17 protein-coding genes and 1 riboswitch are annotated in these 17,220 nt (G+C 73.5%); of the genes, 14 read left to right on the top strand and 3 right to left on the bottom strand.

Annotated elements, in window-relative coordinates; all coding sequences use genetic code 11:
• The 5 genes from ACZ6H8_RS15130 to ACZ6H8_RS15110 form a co-directional block, all read left to right on the top strand.
• A partial coding sequence (locus ACZ6H8_RS15130; protein ID WP_464147749.1) for a siderophore-interacting protein occupies window positions 1-795 on the top strand: 795 nt, incomplete at its 5' end.
• A 35-nt stretch (window positions 796-830) separates the two neighbouring features.
• Window positions 831-1,370: a hypothetical protein gene (locus ACZ6H8_RS15125; RefSeq protein ID WP_464147748.1), complete on the top strand. Its 540-nt coding sequence runs from the start codon at window positions 831-833 to the stop codon at window positions 1,368-1,370.
• A gap of 96 nt (window positions 1,371-1,466) precedes the next feature.
• Entirely contained in the window at window positions 1,467-2,309 is an 843-nt protein-coding gene (locus ACZ6H8_RS15120) for a TspO/MBR family protein (protein WP_464147747.1), read from the top strand.
• A 59-nt stretch (window positions 2,310-2,368) separates the two neighbouring features.
• Entirely contained in the window at window positions 2,369-4,150 is a 1,782-nt protein-coding gene (locus ACZ6H8_RS15115; RefSeq protein WP_464147746.1) for a dynamin family protein, read from the top strand.
• A complete protein-coding gene (locus ACZ6H8_RS15110) occupies window positions 4,147-5,730 on the top strand; it encodes a GTPase (protein WP_464147744.1) in 1,584 nt (527 codons plus the stop codon). The genes ACZ6H8_RS15115 and ACZ6H8_RS15110 overlap by 4 nt, the downstream gene beginning before the upstream one ends.
• Before the next feature lie 21 nt (window positions 5,731-5,751).
• Here ACZ6H8_RS15110 and ptsP read toward each other — a convergent pair whose 3' ends face one another.
• Complete coding sequence (gene ptsP / locus ACZ6H8_RS15105) at window positions 5,752-7,401, bottom strand: phosphoenolpyruvate--protein phosphotransferase (protein WP_464147743.1); 1,650 nt, start codon at window positions 7,399-7,401, stop codon at window positions 5,752-5,754.
• Window positions 7,402-7,463: 62 nt separating this feature from the next.
• Here ptsP and ACZ6H8_RS15100 point away from each other — a divergent pair, with 62 nt between their 5' ends.
• A complete protein-coding gene (locus ACZ6H8_RS15100) occupies window positions 7,464-8,447 on the top strand; it encodes a YihY/virulence factor BrkB family protein (protein WP_464147741.1) in 984 nt (327 codons plus the stop codon).
• Window positions 8,448-8,558: 111 nt separating this feature from the next.
• On the opposite strand, the gene ACZ6H8_RS15095 is transcribed toward ACZ6H8_RS15100, so the two are convergent.
• Entirely contained in the window at window positions 8,559-9,365 is an 807-nt protein-coding gene (locus ACZ6H8_RS15095; protein WP_464147740.1) for a hypothetical protein, read from the bottom strand.
• A complete protein-coding gene (locus tag ACZ6H8_RS15090) occupies window positions 9,362-9,919 on the bottom strand; it encodes an RNA polymerase sigma factor (RefSeq protein ID WP_464147739.1) in 558 nt (185 codons plus the stop codon). The genes ACZ6H8_RS15095 and ACZ6H8_RS15090 overlap by 4 nt, the downstream gene beginning before the upstream one ends.
• Window positions 9,920-10,050: 131 nt before the next feature.
• Between ACZ6H8_RS15090 and ACZ6H8_RS15085 the strand changes: the two genes are divergently transcribed.
• The 8 genes from ACZ6H8_RS15085 to ACZ6H8_RS15050 all read left to right on the top strand — a co-directional run bounded on the left by ACZ6H8_RS15085 (window position 10,051) and on the right by ACZ6H8_RS15050 (window position 17,209).
• Window positions 10,051-10,899: an exodeoxyribonuclease III gene (locus tag ACZ6H8_RS15085; protein ID WP_464147738.1), complete on the top strand. Its 849-nt coding sequence runs from the start codon at window positions 10,051-10,053 to the stop codon at window positions 10,897-10,899.
• Between the two features lie 37 nt (window positions 10,900-10,936).
• Entirely contained in the window at window positions 10,937-11,935 is a 999-nt protein-coding gene (gene trpS, locus ACZ6H8_RS15080; RefSeq protein ID WP_464147737.1) for a tryptophan--tRNA ligase, read from the top strand.
• Between the two features lie 98 nt (window positions 11,936-12,033).
• On the top strand, window positions 12,034-12,600 hold the full coding sequence (locus tag ACZ6H8_RS15075) for a DM13 domain-containing protein (RefSeq protein WP_464147736.1): 567 nt from the start codon (window positions 12,034-12,036) through the stop codon (window positions 12,598-12,600).
• A gap of 85 nt (window positions 12,601-12,685) precedes the next feature.
• A riboswitch (FMN riboswitch) is annotated at window positions 12,686-12,807 on the top strand.
• Between the two features lie 46 nt (window positions 12,808-12,853).
• The gene (gene ribD, locus ACZ6H8_RS15070; RefSeq protein WP_464147735.1) at window positions 12,854-13,912 is read left to right on the top strand and encodes a bifunctional diaminohydroxyphosphoribosylaminopyrimidine deaminase/5-amino-6-(5-phosphoribosylamino)uracil reductase RibD; all 1,059 of its coding nucleotides are present in this window, start codon (window positions 12,854-12,856) and stop codon (window positions 13,910-13,912) included.
• 3 nt (window positions 13,913-13,915) lie between these two features.
• Window positions 13,916-14,551, top strand: coding sequence for a riboflavin synthase (locus ACZ6H8_RS15065; protein ID WP_464147734.1), 636 nt, complete (start codon window positions 13,916-13,918; stop codon window positions 14,549-14,551).
• Window positions 14,548-15,828 carry a GTP cyclohydrolase II gene (gene ribA / locus ACZ6H8_RS15060; RefSeq protein WP_464147732.1) on the top strand — a complete coding sequence of 427 codons (1,281 nt, stop codon included), beginning with the start codon at window positions 14,548-14,550 and terminating at the stop codon, window positions 15,826-15,828. The genes ACZ6H8_RS15065 and ribA overlap by 4 nt, the downstream gene beginning before the upstream one ends.
• Before the next feature lies 1 nt (window position 15,829).
• Entirely contained in the window at window positions 15,830-16,294 is a 465-nt protein-coding gene (gene ribH, locus ACZ6H8_RS15055; protein ID WP_464147731.1) for a 6,7-dimethyl-8-ribityllumazine synthase, read from the top strand.
• A gap of 168 nt (window positions 16,295-16,462) precedes the next feature.
• The gene (locus ACZ6H8_RS15050) at window positions 16,463-17,209 is read left to right on the top strand and encodes a hypothetical protein (RefSeq protein ID WP_464147730.1); all 747 of its coding nucleotides are present in this window, start codon (window positions 16,463-16,465) and stop codon (window positions 17,207-17,209) included.
• The last annotated feature ends 11 nt before the right edge of the window (window positions 17,210-17,220 follow it).

Here is a 17,220-nt window from a genome sequence, read left to right as displayed (position 1 = left end):
CATCTGCTCGAGGTGCTCGAGGTCGACCGGCGGTCGCCGCACCTCGTGCGCGTCTGGGCAGGCGGCGAGGGGCTCGCCGCCTTCGAGGGGTCGGAGGCGACGGACCGGTACGTGAAGCTGTGGTTCGCGAGGCCCGAGCTGGGCCTCGAGCCGCCGTACGACCTCGCTGCCCTGCGCGAGACGCTCGCACCCGAGGACCTGCCGGTGACGCGCACGTACTCGGTGCCGGTCGTCGAGCAGGGTCGCGTCGCGATCGACTTCGTCGTGCACGGCGACGAGGGCCTCGCGGGCCCGTGGGCCGCGGCGGCGCAGCCCGGCGATGCGATCGTCTTCTCGGGGCCAGGAGGCGGCTACGTGCCCGACGCCGACGCCGATGCGCACCTGCTCGCAGGAGACGAGTCGGCGATCCCTGCGATCGGCGCGGCGCTCGCGTGGCTCGCGACCGAGGCGCCCGCGGCGGTCGGCACGGCCTACCTCGAGGTGTTCGGCGCCGCAGACGAGCTGCCGCTGCCGTCCCCGGCCGGCGTCGACGTCGTGTGGCTGCACCGCGGCGACGACGTCGCGCCCGGCTCGTCGTCGGTGCTCGCGGATGCCGTGGCCGCGCACGCGTTCGTCGACGGGCGCACCCACGTCTTCGCGCACGGCGAGCGCGAGGCGATGAAGGCCATCCGCGACGTCGTGAAGCGTCACGGCGTCGCGCGCGACGACCTGTCGCTCTCGGGATACTGGGCCGCTGGCCGCACGGAGGACCGCTTCCAGGCGGAGAAGCGCGAGCCGATCGGCCAGATCCTCTGACCCGACGTCCACGGGCCCCCGGTAGCGTGCCCGGCATGACGGAGCCATCGGACCATCACGCGCGCGGGCCGCGCTCGCCGGTGACGCACGACGTGCCGCTGTCGCCGGCATCCGCGTCGCAGGCATCCGGTGCGACTGCCCGCCGGTGGCAGCCACCGCGCGATGCGGCCTCGGCATGGCCGATGGTGCCGCTGCGGCTCACAGGCCTCGCGATCATGCTCGCGCTCGAGAGCGTCGTGGCCGTGCTGGCAGCGCTCTTCCTCGCTGCCCTCGCGCAGGCCGCCCTCTCGGGCAGCGCGTACCCGCTCGATCATGTCGTCGGCGCATGCGTGATCGCGGCGAGCGCGATGCTGCGGGCGGCGGCGCTCGTGCTCGTGCGGCTCGGCCGGTCGTGGGCGCGGTGGGCGCACGTCGGCGCTGCGGCCATCGGCATGCTCGGCGGCATCGTGCCCGGCCTGCTGCTCCCGGCGGGCGCGCTGACCGTCGTGGCGCTCGTCACGATCTCCGTGCTCTTCGGCAGGACGACGAGCATGTGGCTGCGGTGGCGCGCGCAGCACCCGCCCGACCGCTCCTGACCCGAGCGACGCAGGAGGCAGTCGTCAAGCCGGCAAGTAGTCAGCCGGCTGTCAACCCCGCGCGTGCCACGCATCCGCAGCGCTAGCGTCGACCGCATGGTCGAACCCGCAGGCTCCAGCGCCCCCGCCCGCACCACGTCCTCGCCGACGACGCTCGACCGCGTGCGCGCGATCCTCGTGCTCGTCGCGGTGCCCGCGACGCTGCTGGGCGCCGCGCTCGGCTCCGGACTGCTCGGCGGCGGCACCGCCGAAGGCGTCGGCCAGGGCGCGTTCGCCTCCGACGCGACGCCGCTCGCCCCCGGGGGACCCGCCTTCTCGATCTGGTCGGTCATCTACCTCGGCCTCGCCGTCTACGGCATCTGGCAGGTGCTCCCCCGCAACCAGGCAGACCCCCGCCAGCGCCGCATGGGGTGGCTCGCGCTCGCGTCGATGGTGCTGAACGCGGCGTGGATCACCGCGAGCCTCGCGACCGCCGTCGCCCTCACCGTGGTCATCATCGTCGCGCTGCTGCTGAGCCTCATCGCCATCTTCGAGGTGCTGCGCCGCATCCGCTCGAGCTCGCTCGTGGAGACGGTCGTGGTCGACGGCACGTTCGGCCTCTACCTCGGCTGGGTGAGCGTCGCGACCGTCGCGAACGTCGCCGCGTGGCTCGCAGACATGGGACTGCGCCCCGAGGCGTTCGCGCTGCCCGCGAGCATCGTGCTCGTCGTCGTCGCGGGCATCGCCATCGCGCTCGCGCTGCGCGGCCACGGCCGCATCGGCCCGATGCTCGCGATCGTGTGGGGCGTGGCATGGATCGGTGTCGCGAGGCTGACGGGCGAGCCGCAGTCGACGGTCCTCGCCGTCGTCGCGGCCGTCGTGTGCGTCGTGGTCGCAGCCGTCACGGTCGCGGTGCGGCTGCGCAGCCACCGCCGCCCCGTGCGCGTGCACGCGCACTGAGCGCATCCCACGGCGAGCGTGGCGCGGACGCGCTCAGGCGGCTGCGGCATGCTGGTGCCGTGACCCATGCGACGATCACCGCCCTCGAGCGGCTGAGCGCGCTGCGCGAGGCGCTCGACGCGACCCGGCTGCCGCTCGCCGTCGAGGGCGTCGACGCCGCGCGCGACCAGCGGCAGCGCGCGCTGCAGCAGATCGACGACTACGTCGAGCCGCGCCTGACGAACCTCGACGCCCCGCTGCTCGCCGTCGTCGGCGGATCCACGGGAGCCGGCAAGTCGACCCTCGTCAACGCCGTCGTGGGCCTGCCCGTGACGCGCACGGGCGTCATCCGCCCCACGACGCGGCAGCCGATCCTGCTGCACGCGCCCGGCGACCGCGGCTGGTTCGCATCGACGCGGGTGCTGCCGGGGCTCGCGCGCATCACGGGCGAGGTGCGCCCCGCTCCGCTCCCCGCCTCGGCGGCCGGAGAGGAGCCCGACGCGACGATGGTCGGCTCCGTCGTGCTCGTCGGCGACGATCGCGTGCCCGCCGACCTCGCGATCGTCGACGCGCCCGACCTCGACTCCATCGCCGACGAGAACCGTGCGCTCGCCGGCCAGCTGCTCGCCGCCGCCGACCTGTGGCTCTTCGTGACGACCGCGAACCGATACGCCGACGCCGTGCCGTGGGAGGCGCTCGACGACGCGGCAGGCCGTGCCGTCACCGTCGGCGTCGTGCTCAACCGCGTGCCCGCCGGCGCCGTGGCGGAGGTCGAGGACGATCTGCGACGCATGCTGGGCGAGCGCGGCCTCGGCGCAGCCCCCATCTTCACCGTCGTCGAGTCGCCGCTCGACGACCTCGGCATGCTGCCGACGGATGCCGTGGCCGACATCCGTGCCTGGCTCGTGGGCATCGCAGGCGATCGTGCCGAGCGTGCGCGCATCGCTGGTCGCACGCTCGCAGGTGCCGCGACGAGGCTCGCCGCGACGACGCGCGAGGTCGCCGCGGCTCGCGCGCAGCAGGTGGATGCCGCCGACGAGTTCGCGCGCGTCGTGCAGGCGCGCTACGACGATGCCGCCGAGCGCATCCACGCCGCCACGAGCGACGGCACGCTGCTGCGCGGCGAGGTGCTCGCGAGGTGGCAGGACTTCGTGGGCACGTCCGACGTGTTCCGCACCATCGAGGGCTGGTTCTCGCGCACCCGCGACCGACTCGGCGCGTTCTTCCAGGGCAAGCCGGCGCCGGTCGTGCAGGTGGAGACGGCCATCGAGCACGGACTGCACGCCGTCGTCGTCGACGAGGCCGGCGGCGCAGCGGGCGACGCGTGGCAGCGGGTGCGCACGACGCAGGCGGGCAGGCAGCTGACGGCGAGCGTCGACCTCTCTCGCGAGGGCGACGACCTCGCGCAGCGCACGTCGCGCCTCGTGCGCGACTGGCAGGCGGCGCTCGTGCAGCGCATCACCGATCAGGCCGGCGACAAGCGCGTCAAGGCGCGCATCCTGTCGCTCGGGCTCAACGCCGTCACCGTGACGCTCATGGTGATCGTGTTCGCCTCGACGGGTGGGCTCACCGGCGGCGAGGTGGCGATCGCCGGCGGCTCGGCGCTCGTCGGGCAGAAGCTGCTCGAGACGATCTTCGGCGAGGACGCCGTGCGGCGCATGGCGAAGGAGGCGCGTGCCGACCTCGACGAGCGCGTGCGCGGACTGCTCGCCGAGGAGGCAGACCGCTACGCACCCCTGCTCGACCCCGTGCGAGCGGGCACGACGCCGGCGACGCTCGAGGACGCGTCGCATGCGCTCGAGCGCGCGATGGCCGCCGTCGCCTCCGACGACGCAGCCGCGAGCGACGAGGAGCGCGCGTGAGCCTCGACGCCGCCCTCGACGCGCTCGAGGACGCCGCCGAGCTCGGCGCCGGCCGCATCGACGACGCCGACGTCGACGCCATCCGCGGCGTGCTGCACCGCGCCGCGTCGCGACGAGCGCTGTCGAGCGAGCACACCGTCGTGGGCTTCTTCGGCGCGACGGGCTCCGGCAAGTCGTCGCTGCTCAACGCCGTCGTCGGCGAGCAGCTCGCCCGCGCGCACGTGCGCAGGCCGACGACGTCGGAGCCGCTCGCCGCCGTCTGGGGCGCCCACGGCTCGGATGCGTTGCTCGACTGGTTGCAGGTCTCCGATCGCAGGCACGTCGAGGCACCGTTCGCCGGCGACGAGGCGCTGTCGCTCATCCTGCTCGACCTGCCCGACTTCGACTCGGTCGAGCCGCAGCATCGCGCGGTCGCCGAGCGCCTCGCCGGCCAGGTCGACGTGCTCGTATGGGTCGTCGATCCGCAGAAGTACGCCGACGCGGTGCTGCATCGCGCGTTCGTCGCACCGCTGGCGACGCACGGCGGCGTCACCGCCGCCGTGCTCAACCAGGTCGACCTGCTGCCGACCGACGCGGTGCCGGACGTCGTCGCATCGCTGCGCGGGCTGCTCGCCGCCGACGGCCTCGCCGACGTGCGCGTGCTGCCGGCGAGCGCTGCGACGGGTGAGGGCATCGACGCCGTGCGTGCCGTCATCGCGCGCTTCGCCCGCGAGCGCGCCGCGCAGTCGGCACGGCTCGCCGCCGACGTCGCGGCCGCCGCCGCGAGGCTCGATGCACCCGACATCGCACCCGAGGTCGACGCAGCCGTGCGCGCACGCCTCGTCGACGGCCTCGCGGTCGCCGCGCGCGTCGAGCCCGTCGCCCGCGCGACCGGCGCGTCGTACCGCAAGCGCGCTGGGCAGACGACCGGGTGGATCCCCACGGCGTGGCTGCTGCGGCTTCGACCCGATCCGCTGCGTCGCCTGCATCTGCTGCCCGGCCGCGCCCGACGCGATCGGGATGCCGACGTGCATCGCACGGCGCTGCCAGCGCAGTCCTCCGCCGAGCGGGCGCAGGCGTCGCTCGCGGTCCGCGCCTACGGCGACGCAGCAGCCGACGGGCTCGGCGACGGCTGGCGCGCCGCGGTGCGGCAGGCTGCGAACGAGGCGCTCGCCGTCGTGCCCGACGCGCTCGACCGCGCCGTCGCTCGCACCGACCTCGGCGCACGCGGCTCGTGGTGGTGGGCCGTGCTCGCGATCGTGCAGTGGATCGCGCTCGGCACGGCGCTCGTGGGCGTCGGCTGGCTGCTCGCTGCCGCGCTGCTGCCGATCTGGGGCCTCCCCGCCGTCGACGTGCCGGTCGAGCAGGGCTGGCCGGTGCCGACGCTGCTCATCGCCGCCGGCGTGCTGCTGGGCATCCTCGTGGGTCTGCTGGGCGCGGGCGTCGGCGGCGCGATCGGGGCCGCCCGCCGCGCACGCGCTCGGCGTCGCCTCCGACGCGCGGTCGCCGAGGTGGCGCGCACCGAGGTCGTCGAGCCCATCGAGCTCGAGCGCGACCGCGCGGAGGCGTTCGGCGACGCCGTGCGCCGCGCCCGCGCCTGAGACGCGGACGCGGCAGCGCGGTCAGGCGGCGGCTGCCGCGTCTCGCGCACCCGTCGCGGTCGACGCGAGCAGCGCTGCGGCGGCCTTCGCCTTCGCCTGCTCCAGGGTCACCTCGAGCAGCTCGGCGCGCACGTCGGCGAACGCGGCGGGGCTCATCGACAGCGTCGAGACGCCGAGCCCCACGAGCACGACCGCCAGCGCCGGGTCGGCGGCAGCCTCGCCGCACACGCCGACGGGCTTGCCTGCCTCGGCGCCCGCGTCGCCCAGCATCTTGACGAGGCGCAGCACCGCGGGGTGCCAGGGGTCCTGGAACGACGCGACGGTGCCGAGCATGCGGTCGGCGGCGAACGTGTACTGCGTGAGGTCGTTCGTGCCGATCGACACGAAGTCGGCGGAGGCCATCACCTGATCGGCGAGCACGGCGATCGACGGCACCTCGGCCATCGCACCGACCGTCTTCAGGCCGTGCTCGCGACCCAGCGCGACGAAGTACTCGGTCTCCTCCTGGTTCGCGATCATCGGCGCCATGACCCACAGGTCGGCGTTCGTCGCCGCGTCGGCTGCCGCGAGCGCTTCGAGCTGGTCGCGCAGGATCTGCTCGCTCGCGCGCAGCGCGCGGATGCCGCGCAGGCCGAGCGCCGGGTTCTCCTCCTCGGCGTCGTTGAGGAACGCGAGCGGCTTGTCGGCTCCGGCGTCGAGCACGCGCACGACGACCTTCTTGCCCTCGAACGCCTGCAGCATGCGCGTGTACGAGTCGGTCTGCGAGGCGACCGACGGCGCCTCCTTCGCGTCGAGGAAGAGGAACTCGGTGCGGAACAGGCCCACGCCCTCCGCGCCGAGCTCGAGCGCCTTCACGGCATCCTCCGGGCGCCCGACGTTCGCCAGCAGCGGCACCTTCGTGCCGTCGGCGAGCGCACCCTCGGTGATGGGGGCGTCGGCACGCTCGGCGCGCGTCGCGGCCTCGCTCGTCGCCTCCTCCACCTCCGCATCGGTCGGGTCGAGGGTGATGAGGCCGGTCTTCGCGTCGACGATGACGCGCGTGCCGTCCTCGACGGCCGAGAGCAGTCCCTCGACGCCCACGACGGCCGTGATCGACTTCGAGCGCGCGAGGATCGCCGTGTGGCTCGTGGGGCCGCCGTCCTGCGTGACGAGCGCGAGCGTGCGCTCGAGGTCGAGCGTCGCCGTGTCGGCCGGGGCGAGGTCGCGGGCGAGGAGGATGAACGGCACGTCCGACTCGGGCACGCCAGGCGCGGGCACGCCGCGCAGGTGCGCGACGACGCGCTGCGACACGTCGTCGAGGTCGGTGGCGCGCTCGGCCATGTAGCCGCCGAGGGCGATGAGCATCGTCTTGAACTGGTCGAACGCGTCGTGCACGGCACGCTCGCCGTTCGTGCCCTGCTGGATGCGGCCGGCGATGTCGTCGGCGAGCGCGGGGTCCTGCGCCATGAGCGACGCAGCCTCGAGCACCTCCTGCGCCTCGCCGCCGGCGGTGCGCCCACGGTCGGACAGCTCGCTCGCGACCTCGGCGAGCGCGGCCTGCACGCGTGCCGTCTCGTCGGCGGCGTCGCCCTGCAGCGGTTCGTTCGACGGGGGTGCCAACGGCTCGGGCATCCGCAGTACCACGCCTGCAGCGATTCCGCGACCGACACCGACTCCACGCAGCTCTGCCATGGGGCAAGACTACGCTGTCCGGACGGCGTCGAAGTGGGGGTACGACCGTGGCGCAGACCGCCGTGGAACGCATCATGCAGTCGCGTCCCGTGCGCGCGTTCACGCACTACGGGCAGGCGAAGGGGCCGGTCTTCGCGCAGGGCATGACGCTCAGCGCGTTCCTGTCGCTGTTCGCGGCGCTCTTCATCGGCTTCGCGATCTTCGCGCTCGTGCTCGGCGGCAACGACGCACTGCGCGACCGTGTCATCCAGTCCGTGGCGGGCAGCGTGCCCGGCCTCCTCGACACCGGCGACGGCGGCCTCATCGACGTCGACGCCCTGCTCGAGTCGAGCGTGCTCGGCTGGGGCACCGCGATCGCCTCCGTCGGCATCCTCATCACCGCGATCGGATGGATCGGCACGAGTCGCGAGGGCTTCCGCGCCGTCTTCCACCTGCCTGACGTGCGCACCCTGCCGGTGCTGCTCAAGGTGGGCGACCTCGGCGTCGCGGTCGGCATCGGCGTGCTCGTGCTCGCCTCCGCGGCGATCCTCGTCGTCACCTCGGCGGTCGCCGACGCGCTCGGCATCGGCGGCGTCGGGCAGGTCGTCGGCATCGTGGCGCAGCTCGCCCTCGATGCGTCGATCGTCGCCCTGCTCTACCGCTTCGCAGGCCGCCTGCGACTGCCTGCGAAGCAGCTGCTGGGCGCGTCGCTCGCCTGCGCCGTCGCATTCTTCATCCTGAAGCAGTTCGCGACGCTGCTGCTGTCCGGGGGCGCGAACCCGCTGGTCGCCGGCTTCGCCGCCATCCTGGGCATCCTCATCTGGCTCGGGCTCGTGAACCAGATCCTGCTCGTCGCGCTCGCGTGGATCGCGGTCGGCAGCGTCGGCAAGGCGTACGTGCGACTCGTCGACGTCGAGAACGCGCGCGAGGAGGCGATCGCGAAGGCGAAGGCCGAGCGCGAGGCCCTCAAGGCCGAGATCGCCGAGCGCGAGAAGCCCGACCCCAAGCAGAGCCTGCTCATGCGGCAGACGCACAAGCGGCTCGCGAAGCAGGCGCGCAGGCGCTGACCGTCCTGCAGGCTCGACGCCGCCAGGCACGGCGGGCTGCGGCGGTGCCGCGAGCAGCGAACCGGGCGTGACGCCCTGAGCCCACGCCCGCAGCACGAGCCCGGTCCGCCGCTACGGGCGGGGGAACCAGGGTTCGGCGTTCGTGATGACCGTGCCGTCACGGAGCGTGACGTCGTACGTGATCACGTCGTCGGGGCCGCCCTGCCCTGAGGGCTCGTCGGCGTCCTCGAACGCGGCGCCTGGCCACCACGCCACGAATCGGCCGTCGTGGACGGTCGCCTCCGTCGTGATGCCGTCGGCGTGCAGCTGCACGCTGACGACGTCCTGGCCCGCCGCGCCGGAGGTGAGCGAGACGAACCCGTCTGCTGCACGGAACTGCGACAGGGCGCCCTCCATGATCCTGTCGACCGGTGGCACGAGCGCGTCGCCCGACTGGCCGCCGAATGCGCTGAGCACGCCCGCAGTCGACGTGGATCCCTCGGGGAGGCCGACGATGCACGATCCCTGCGATTCGGGGGATGCCTCGTACAGGATCAGCCCGATGATGTCGCCGCGGCGCTCGGCGAGGACGACGGGAGTGTCCTCATCGATGCGACCTTCGTACCCGAGGCTCTGCCTGCAGGCGTCCTCGGCGACGGCCAGGTCGTCCGCGGACACGGGTCCGGCCTCCGGGGTCCAGGATGCGACGGCTGGGAGCGCCGGGGTGAGTCCTGGCAGCAGGATCGCGCCGGCCGCGACGAGTGCACCGGCGGCGAGCACCCCGCCGACGCGCCACACGAGTGGCGATCGTGACGCGTGGTCCCGTGCGGTGCCGGTGTGCACGATCCTGTCCGCGAGGGAGGCGCCGCGAGCTCGACGTCGAGCGTCTGGCTGCCCGGCGGCCGCATCCATCGATCGCAGCTGGGAATCGAGAGTCATGATGTCTCCTGATGGTTCAGTGCCTTCTGAGGCGGGGCGGTGGTGGGCTGGTCCTCGAGGGCGGCGTGCAGTGCCCTCCGGGCACGCGAGAGGCGGACGCGGTAGGTGCCGGGCAGGATGCCGAGCACGCGCGCCGCGGCGGTCGCATCGAGCTGCTCGAACACGGCGAGACCGAGCGCCTCCTGATGGGCAGCCGACAGCGCGGACCACGCCGCGGCGAGATCGGCACGGAGCTCGACCTCGGAGACGTCGTCCCGATGCGTGAGGTCGGCGTGCGAGGCGAGCCTCACGGCCAACGCCGTGCGCCGCGTGGCGCTGCGACGCTGGTTCAACAGCGTCTTCCGCACGATGCCGAACACCCAGGCGCGTCGTGCGTCGAGCGACTGCGGCGCGTGCGCGAATCGGCGCCACGCGACCATCATGGCCGTCGCGACGGCCTCGTCGGCGTCCGCCGGCTCCGTGCGCCGCATCGCGAACCGCACCGCATCGTCGTACACCTCACGGAAGAGGATGCGATACTCGCTCGCTCGGTCGTCGTCTGCGCCCATGATCATGACCTGTCCAGCATGGCCACGAGCGTTACCGCCCGGATGCGAATCCCCTGAGACCGCTCCGCATCGCGAGCGACCCGAGAGCGCAGTCGCTGCGCCGATCGCGTCGGTGGTGCGCCGGTAGGCTCGAGCCCATGCGCATCGTGTCGGTCAACGTCAACGGCATCCGGGCAGCATCGGGCAAGGGCATGCTCGAGTGGATCGACGAGGCGAAGCCCGACATCCTGTGCCTGCAGGAGGTGCGTGCGCAGGACGAGGACGTGCTGCGCATCCTCGAGGGCTGGCACATCCTGCACGATCCCGCGACCGCGAAGGGCCGCGCAGGCGTCGCCGTCGCGTCGCGCCAGCCGTCCATCGAGCACCGCACCGACATCGGCCTGAAGACGTTCGACACGAAGGGTCGCTGGCTCGAGGCCGACTTCGCCGTGCCGTCTGCCGACGGCGGCGACGATCGCGTGCTGACCGTCGTCTCGGCGTACGTGCACTCGGGCGAGGTCGGCACCCCGAAGCAGGACGACAAGATGCGCTTCCTCGGCTCCATGCTCAAGCGCCTCCCCCAGCTGCGCGCCCATACCGACCTCGCCGTCGTCATGGGCGACCTCAACGTCGGTCACACCGAGCGCGACATCCGCAACTGGAAGGGCAACCGCAAGAACGCGGGCTTCCTGCCGGAGGAGCGCTCGCACCTCGACCGCATCCTCGGGCCCGAGGGCAGGATCGTCACGGGCGCCGACGGCGTGCGCGGCAAGGGCCACGGATGGGTCGACGTCGGCCGCGCGCACGCAGGCGACGTCGACGGCCCCTACACGTGGTGGTCGCAGCGCGGTCGCGCGTTCGACACCGACACCGGCTGGCGCATCGACTACCAGCTCGCCACCCCCGCGCTCGCGTCGACCGTCACCCACTACGAGGTGGCGAAGGCGAGCGCGTGGGACACCCGATGGTCCGACCACGCCCCCGTCGTCGTCGACTACGCGCTCTGAGCCGCACGCGCTCGCGCCCAGCATCCAAGGAACCAGCATGACCACGAAGCCCCGCCTCTACTCCGGCATGCAGCCCTCGTCGGGCTCGCTGCACATCGGCAACTACATCGGCGCCATCCGCCAGTGGCAGACGATGCAGGAGGAGTTCGACGCCTACTTCTCCATCGTCGACCTCCACGCCATCACCGTGCCGCAGGACCCGAAGGCGCTGCGCGAGCAGGTGCGCACGCTGGCCGCGCAGTACATCGCCGCCGGCATCGACCCGTCGCGCTCCGTGCTGTACGTGCAGTCGCACGTGCCCGCCCACGCCCAGCTGGCATGGGTGCTCTCGACCATCACGGGCTTCGGCGAGGCCGGGCGCATGACGCAGTTCAAGGACAAGTCGGCGAAGCAGGGCGCTGAGGCGACGTCGGTCGGGCTCTTCACCTACCCCGTGCTCATGGCGGCCGACATCCTCCTGTTCGATGCCGAGGCCGTGCCGGTCGGCGACGACCAGAAGCAGCACATCGAGCTCACTCGCGATCTCGCGACCCGCTTCAACCAGCGCTTCGGCGACACGTTCACGCTGCCGAAGCCCGTCATCCAGGGCGACGCGGCACGCATCTACGACCTGCAGGAGCCGACGGCGAAGATGTCGAAGTCGGGCGACTCCCCCAAGGGCATCCTGTGGCTGCTCGACGAGCCGACGGCGCTGGCCAAGAAGATCCGCTCGGCGGTGACCGACATGGAGGGCGTCGTGCGCGCCGACCGCGAGACGAAGCCCGGCGTCACCAACCTGCTCGCGATCCTCTCGAGCGTCACGCGGCGGCCGATCGCCGACCTCGAGGCCGAGTTCGCCGGGCAGCAGTACGGGGCCTTCAAGTCGGCGGTCGCCGACGCGGTCGTCGCGGAGGTCGAGCCCATCCGCGCGCGGGCACTCGAGCTGCTCGCCGACCCGGCCGAGCTCGACCGCATCCTCGCGAGCAACGCCGCCCGCGCGTCGGAGGTCGCCGAGGCGACGCTCGACCGCGCATACCGGGCGATCGGGCTGCGCTAGCCGCTCGGCGCGGGCAGCACCGGACCGGGTCGGCGCGTGAGCGTGGGTCTCCGGCACCGGTGCTCCGACAGCGCGGTGCACGACGACGGGAGCCGGCGATGGCACGGGCGAACCTGAGACGCCGCCTGCCTCTGGCGATCGGCGCGGCAGTCGCCGTCGTCGCCGTGGTCGTCGCCGGAGCCGTCTTCCAACCCTGGCTGCTGCTCGTGGACGACGTCGTCGACGAGCGCGTGCCCACGGCGGTCGCGCAGCCCGCGACCGCACCGACGGCCACGGAGGACGAGTCGCTGCCGTCGCCGAGCCCGACCGGTCCCGTCGAGCTCGCGAGCGGCACCTTCATCACGCACGAGCACGCGACGACCGGCGTCGCCCGCATCCTCGAGCTCCCGACCGGCGACCGCGTGCTCGTGCTCGAGGAGCTCGACACCTCCAACGGCCCCGACCTGCACGTCTGGCTCACCGACCAGCCCGTCATCGAGGGCTTCGACGGCTGGGGCGTCTTCGACGACGGCAGCTGGACCAGCCTCGGCCCGCTGACGGGCAACGTCGGCACGCAGCAGTACGCGATCCCCGGCGACCTCGACCTCACGGCAATCACGAGCGTGTCCATCTGGTGCGCGCAGTTCGCCGTGTCGTTCGGCGCCGCCCCGCTCGCGCTCTCCTAGCGCTCGAGGCACGACCCAGGTTGCGCAGGGAGTCGCCCGGGAATGACCGCTGACGGCGGCGAGTTGTAGGCTCCAGATACACGTCGAGTGCTCACGGGGTCAGTGCAAGTCTGAACCGGCGGTCAGAGTCCGCGAACCACCCACCCGGGTGGCCGAGCAGGTGGAATTCCTGCGCCGACGGTGAGAGTCCGGATGGAAGTGGCACCTCGAGTGGGTTGCCTCTGCGCGCCCGCGGCCTCGACACGGAGGACGAGTGGCGACACGACAGGCGGCAGCGACCGCCCCGACGCAGGCAGAGCGCGACGCGCTCGACGCGGCGCTCGCGCTCGCCGGACTCGGCCCCAGGGGACGCAACCCGCAGGTGGGATGCGTGCTGCTGAGCGCCGCAGGCGACGTGCTCGCCGAAGGGCACCACCGCGGCGCGGGCACCCCGCACGCCGAGGTCGACGCGCTGTCGCAGCTGCCGCCAGGCGCCGCGCGCGGTGCCACGGCCGTCGTCACCCTCGAGCCCTGCAACCACGTCGGTCGCACGGGCCCGTGCGCCGACGCGCTCGTCGCGGCGGGCATCGCACGCGTCGTCTACGCCGTCGCCGACCCCGGCGACGCCTCCGCAGGTGGTGCGCAGCGACTCGCAGCGGCCGGCGTCGACGTCGTGCACGCACCCGACGCACGCGCGGCGGCGCTCGTCGACGACTGGCGTCACGCGCTCACCACCGGACGCCCGCGCGTGACGGTGAAGTGGGCGCAGTCGCTCGACGGCCGCGCCGCAGCCGCCGACGGCAGCAGCAGGTGGATCACCGGCGCCGAGGCTCGTGCGCACGTGCATCGGCAGCGGGCGCTCCACGACGCCATCGCCGTCGGCACCGGGACCGTGCTGGCCGACGACCCCCGGCTCACGGCACGCGTCGACGGCGGCTCCGAGACGCGGCAGCCGCTGCCCGTGGTCGTCGGCGCGCGCGCAGTGCCCGCCCGCGCCCGGCTCCACGACCACCCCCGCGCGTTCGTGCAGGTGACGGGTCCGCTCCACGCAGCCCTCGGTGCACTGTGGCGCGACCACGGCGTCCAGTCGCTCTACGTGGAGGGCGGGCCCACGCTCGCCTCCGCGATCGTCGCCGCGGGCCTCGCCGACCGCATCCACTGCTACGTCGCACCGACGCTGCTCGGCGGTCCGCGCACGGCGATCGCCGCCGTCGGCGTCGCGACGATCGGCGAGCAGCTGCTGCTCGACGACGTGCACGTCGAGACGCTCGGCCGCGATCTGCTCGTCACCGCCACCATCCGACCGGCCGCCACCGCGGCGAAGGAGGGCTGACCCATGTTCACAGGGCTCATCGAGGAGATCGGCGAGGTCGTCGCGCTCGAGACCGCAGGCGACTCCGCCAGGCTCACCATCCGCGGTCCGCTCGCGGTGTCCGACGCGACCCACGGCGCCTCCATCGCCGTCAACGGCCTCTGCCTCACGGTCGTCGAGCAGACCGCCGACACCTTCACCGCCGACGTCATGCAGGTGTCGTTGCGCATGTCGCAGCTCGGCGACCTCGCCGTCGGCGACCGCGTGAACCTCGAGCGCGCCGCGCGCGTCGGCGACCGCCTCGGCGGGCACATCGTGCAGGGCCACGTCGACGGCACCGCGACCGTCGTCGTGTGGGAGGACGGCGACGCATGGCGGCGCGTGCGCCTCGCGCTCGACGACGACCTCGCCGAGCTCGTCGCCCGCAAGGGCTCCATCACGCTGCAGGGCGTGAGCCTGACGGTGTCGGACCTCAGCGACGAGGCGGAGCCGCAGCAGTGGCTCGAGGTGTCGCTCATCCCCGAGACGCTCGAGGCGACGACGCTCGGCACCCTCATGACCGGCGACCGCGTCAACGTCGAGACCGACGTCGTCGCGAGGCACGTCGCCAGGATGCTGCGCCTCGACCACGTGCGCGCGAGCGCGGGAGCGCGAGCATGATCGGCACGATCGAGCAGGCGGTGCAGGCGCTGCGCGCCGGTCGATCCGTCGTGGTCGTCGACGACGAGGGGCGTGAGAACGAGGGCGACCTGGTGCTCGCCGCCGAGCTCGCCACCCCCGAGCAGGTCGCGTTCCTCGTGCGGCACACCTCCGGATTCCTCTGCGCGCCGCTCACGGGCGAGGTCGCCGACCGGCTGCGGCTGCCGCTCATGGTGCCTGCGAACGAGGACCTGCGGCAGACGGCGTACACGGTCACCGTCGATGCGGCCGACCGCGCGACGACCGGCATCTCCGCCGACGACCGCGCCCACACGCTGCGCGTGCTCGCGAGCCCCGCATCCGGCGCGGGCGACCTGCGCAGGCCAGGTCACATCGTGCCGCTGCGCGCCGTCGACGGCGGCGTGCGCGTGCGCCCGGGCCACACCGAGGCCACCGTCGAGCTGCTCGCGCTCGCCGGCCTGCAGCCCGTCGGAGTCATCGGCGAGCTCGTCGAGGACACCGGCGAGATGCGACGCCTGCCCTCGCTCATCGCGTTCGGCGCCGAGCACGACCTCGTCGTCGTCACGATCGCCGACCTCATCGCCCACCTCGACGCCGGAGCCGTCGCCTCGATCGCGCCCGTCGACCCCGCGCTCGCACCGCGCGTGCGGTACGAGGTCTGCACGACCGTACCGACGGTGCACGGCGACTTCCGCATGTTCGCCTACCGCGACCTCGTCACCGGCGCCGACCACGTGGCGATCGTCGCCGGGCATCCCGTCGCCGACGGCGCCCTCGTGCGCATCCACTCGGAGTGCCTCACGGGCGAGGCGTTCGGCTCGCTGAAGTGCGAGTGCGGCCCGCAGCTCGATGCGGCGCTGCAGCGCATCCACGACGAGGGCGAGGGCGTCGTGGTCTACCTGCGCGGCCAGGAGGGGCGCGGCATCGGCCTCGTCAACAAGCTGCGGGCGTACCGCCTGCAGGAGGACGGCCTCGACACCCTCGACGCGAACCTCGCGCTCGGGCTGCCCGCCGACGCCCGCGAGTACGGCGCTGCCGCCGCGATCCTGCGAGAGCTGGGCCTGACGCGCATCCGCCTGCTGTCGAACAACCCCGAGAAGGCGTCGCAGCTCGAGCGGCACGGCATCGCCATCGCGGCGCGCGAGCCGCTCGTCGTCGGCGTCGGCGACCTCAACGAGGGCTACCTCGAGACCAAGCGCGATCGCATGGGCCACGTGCTGCCCGCGCAGATCGTGCCCGAGCACGCAGCATCGCTGCGCACCACGACAGGAGACTGACATGGCAGGTTCCGGAGCCCCGGCCCTCGACCTCGACGCGACCGGCCTCACGGTCACGATCGTCTACGGCCAGTGGCACGACGTGATCGCGGGCGGCCTGCTCGCCGGCGCGCGGCGTGCGCTGGCAGAGATGGGCGCGCGCGTGCGCGAGATCCCCGTCGCAGGCGCGTTCGAGCTCGCGGTCGTCGCGCAGCGCGTGCTCGAGCGCGACGCCGACGCCGTCGTCGCCCTCGGCGTGATCCTGCGCGGCGGCACGCCCCACTTCGAGTACATCGCGAGCGCGGCGACGCAGGGGCTCACGCATGTGGCGCTGCGCACCGGCAAGCCCGTCGGCTTCGGCGTGCTCACGATCGACGACGAGCAGCAGGGCATCGACCGGGCGGGGCTGCCGGGCTCGAAGGAGGACACGGGCGCGAAGGCCGCAGAGGCCGCCGTCGGCGCCGCCCTCGCCCTGCACCGCATCTGACGCGCTGGCTCAGCCTCCCCGCACGCGCCCGCACGCGCCGGCAGACGAACGTCTGCGGCGCGCGGTTGGGGCGTCGAGCTCGATCGGCAGCGGACTCGCACGAGACGAGGATGCGCTGCACCGCGCACGCTGCGGCGGCGCACCGCGACGCCGTCTAGCGTCGATGCCATGCGCCGCCTCCCCCTCCTCGCGTCCGGCATCGCAGCGCTGCTCGTCGCCTCCACCGCCGCGTGCGCCACGCCGCCCGTCGGGCAGCCCGTCCCGACCCTCGAGCGCGCGATGGCCTCGCAGGAGCAGGCGACACCCGACTTCGACGGGCAGACCTATCGGATCGAGGACGCCGACGCGATCGACGACCTCGCTGCGATCGTGATCGCCCACGGCGCATACGGCGATCAGCTGGACGAGACCGTCGGCGCACCGGGTGCGCGCTCGACGCTCGTCACCTACTGGACGACCGACGACGACGCCGTGACGATCGCGTTCACGCTGCACGACGGTGCCAGCGCCTTCCAGCAGGAGATCGACGGCCTCGTCGCCCAGTGGCGGGAGTCGGGCGAGCATGCCGTCGCGACCGAGCCGTGGCCGCCCGGGCCGAGCAGCACGTCGCCGACGCCCTCGGCCGGTGCGACCGTCTCCTCGGCCCTCGCCGTGCAGTCCGACGGTCCGCTCGGCGACGGGACCGACGGGATCGAACGCGACGACGCCGCGTCGCTCGACGCGCTCGCCGCGGTGCTCGCGCTGCCGGTCACGGAGCCGGAGGACATCGAGTGCGCATGGTCGACGCGCACGACGGTCACCGTCTCGTCGGACGACGGCACGGTCGAGACCGTCACCGCCGCGTCGTGCGGCGCGACGGGTCGCGACGAGGCGCTCGGGCACCTCGTCGCCGAATGGGCGCTCGACGGGGCCTGAGGCGACCCTCG

The organism is Agrococcus sp. AC640b, from assembly GCF_979255995.1.
The sequence above is the reverse complement of the archived record's forward strand: the minus strand, read 5'-3'. Positions and strand labels throughout refer to the sequence as shown.

Excerpts from the sequence above, each read along its gene's own strand:
- ACZ6H8_RS15125 (WP_464147748.1), top strand. The coding sequence starts at position 831 with ATGACGGAGCCATCGGACCATCACGCGCGCGGGCCGCGCTCGCCGGTG.
- ACZ6H8_RS15120 (WP_464147747.1), top strand. The coding sequence starts at position 1,467 with ATGGTCGAACCCGCAGGCTCCAGCGCCCCCGCCCGCACCACGTCCTCG.
- ptsP (WP_464147743.1), bottom strand. The coding sequence starts at position 7,401 with ATGGCAGAGCTGCGTGGAGTCGGTGTCGGTCGCGGAATCGCTGCAGGC.
- ACZ6H8_RS15095 (WP_464147740.1), bottom strand. The coding sequence starts at position 9,365 with ATGACTCTCGATTCCCAGCTGCGATCGATGGATGCGGCCGCCGGGCAG.
- ACZ6H8_RS15090 (WP_464147739.1), bottom strand. The coding sequence starts at position 9,919 with ATGATCATGGGCGCAGACGACGACCGAGCGAGCGAGTATCGCATCCTC.
- ACZ6H8_RS15085 (WP_464147738.1), top strand. The coding sequence starts at position 10,051 with ATGCGCATCGTGTCGGTCAACGTCAACGGCATCCGGGCAGCATCGGGC.
- trpS (WP_464147737.1), top strand. The coding sequence starts at position 10,937 with ATGACCACGAAGCCCCGCCTCTACTCCGGCATGCAGCCCTCGTCGGGC.
- ACZ6H8_RS15075 (WP_464147736.1), top strand. The coding sequence starts at position 12,034 with ATGGCACGGGCGAACCTGAGACGCCGCCTGCCTCTGGCGATCGGCGCG.
- ACZ6H8_RS15065 (WP_464147734.1), top strand. The coding sequence starts at position 13,916 with ATGTTCACAGGGCTCATCGAGGAGATCGGCGAGGTCGTCGCGCTCGAG.
- ribA (WP_464147732.1), top strand. The coding sequence starts at position 14,548 with ATGATCGGCACGATCGAGCAGGCGGTGCAGGCGCTGCGCGCCGGTCGA.
- ribH (WP_464147731.1), top strand. The coding sequence starts at position 15,830 with ATGGCAGGTTCCGGAGCCCCGGCCCTCGACCTCGACGCGACCGGCCTC.
- ACZ6H8_RS15050 (WP_464147730.1), top strand. The coding sequence starts at position 16,463 with ATGCGCCGCCTCCCCCTCCTCGCGTCCGGCATCGCAGCGCTGCTCGTC.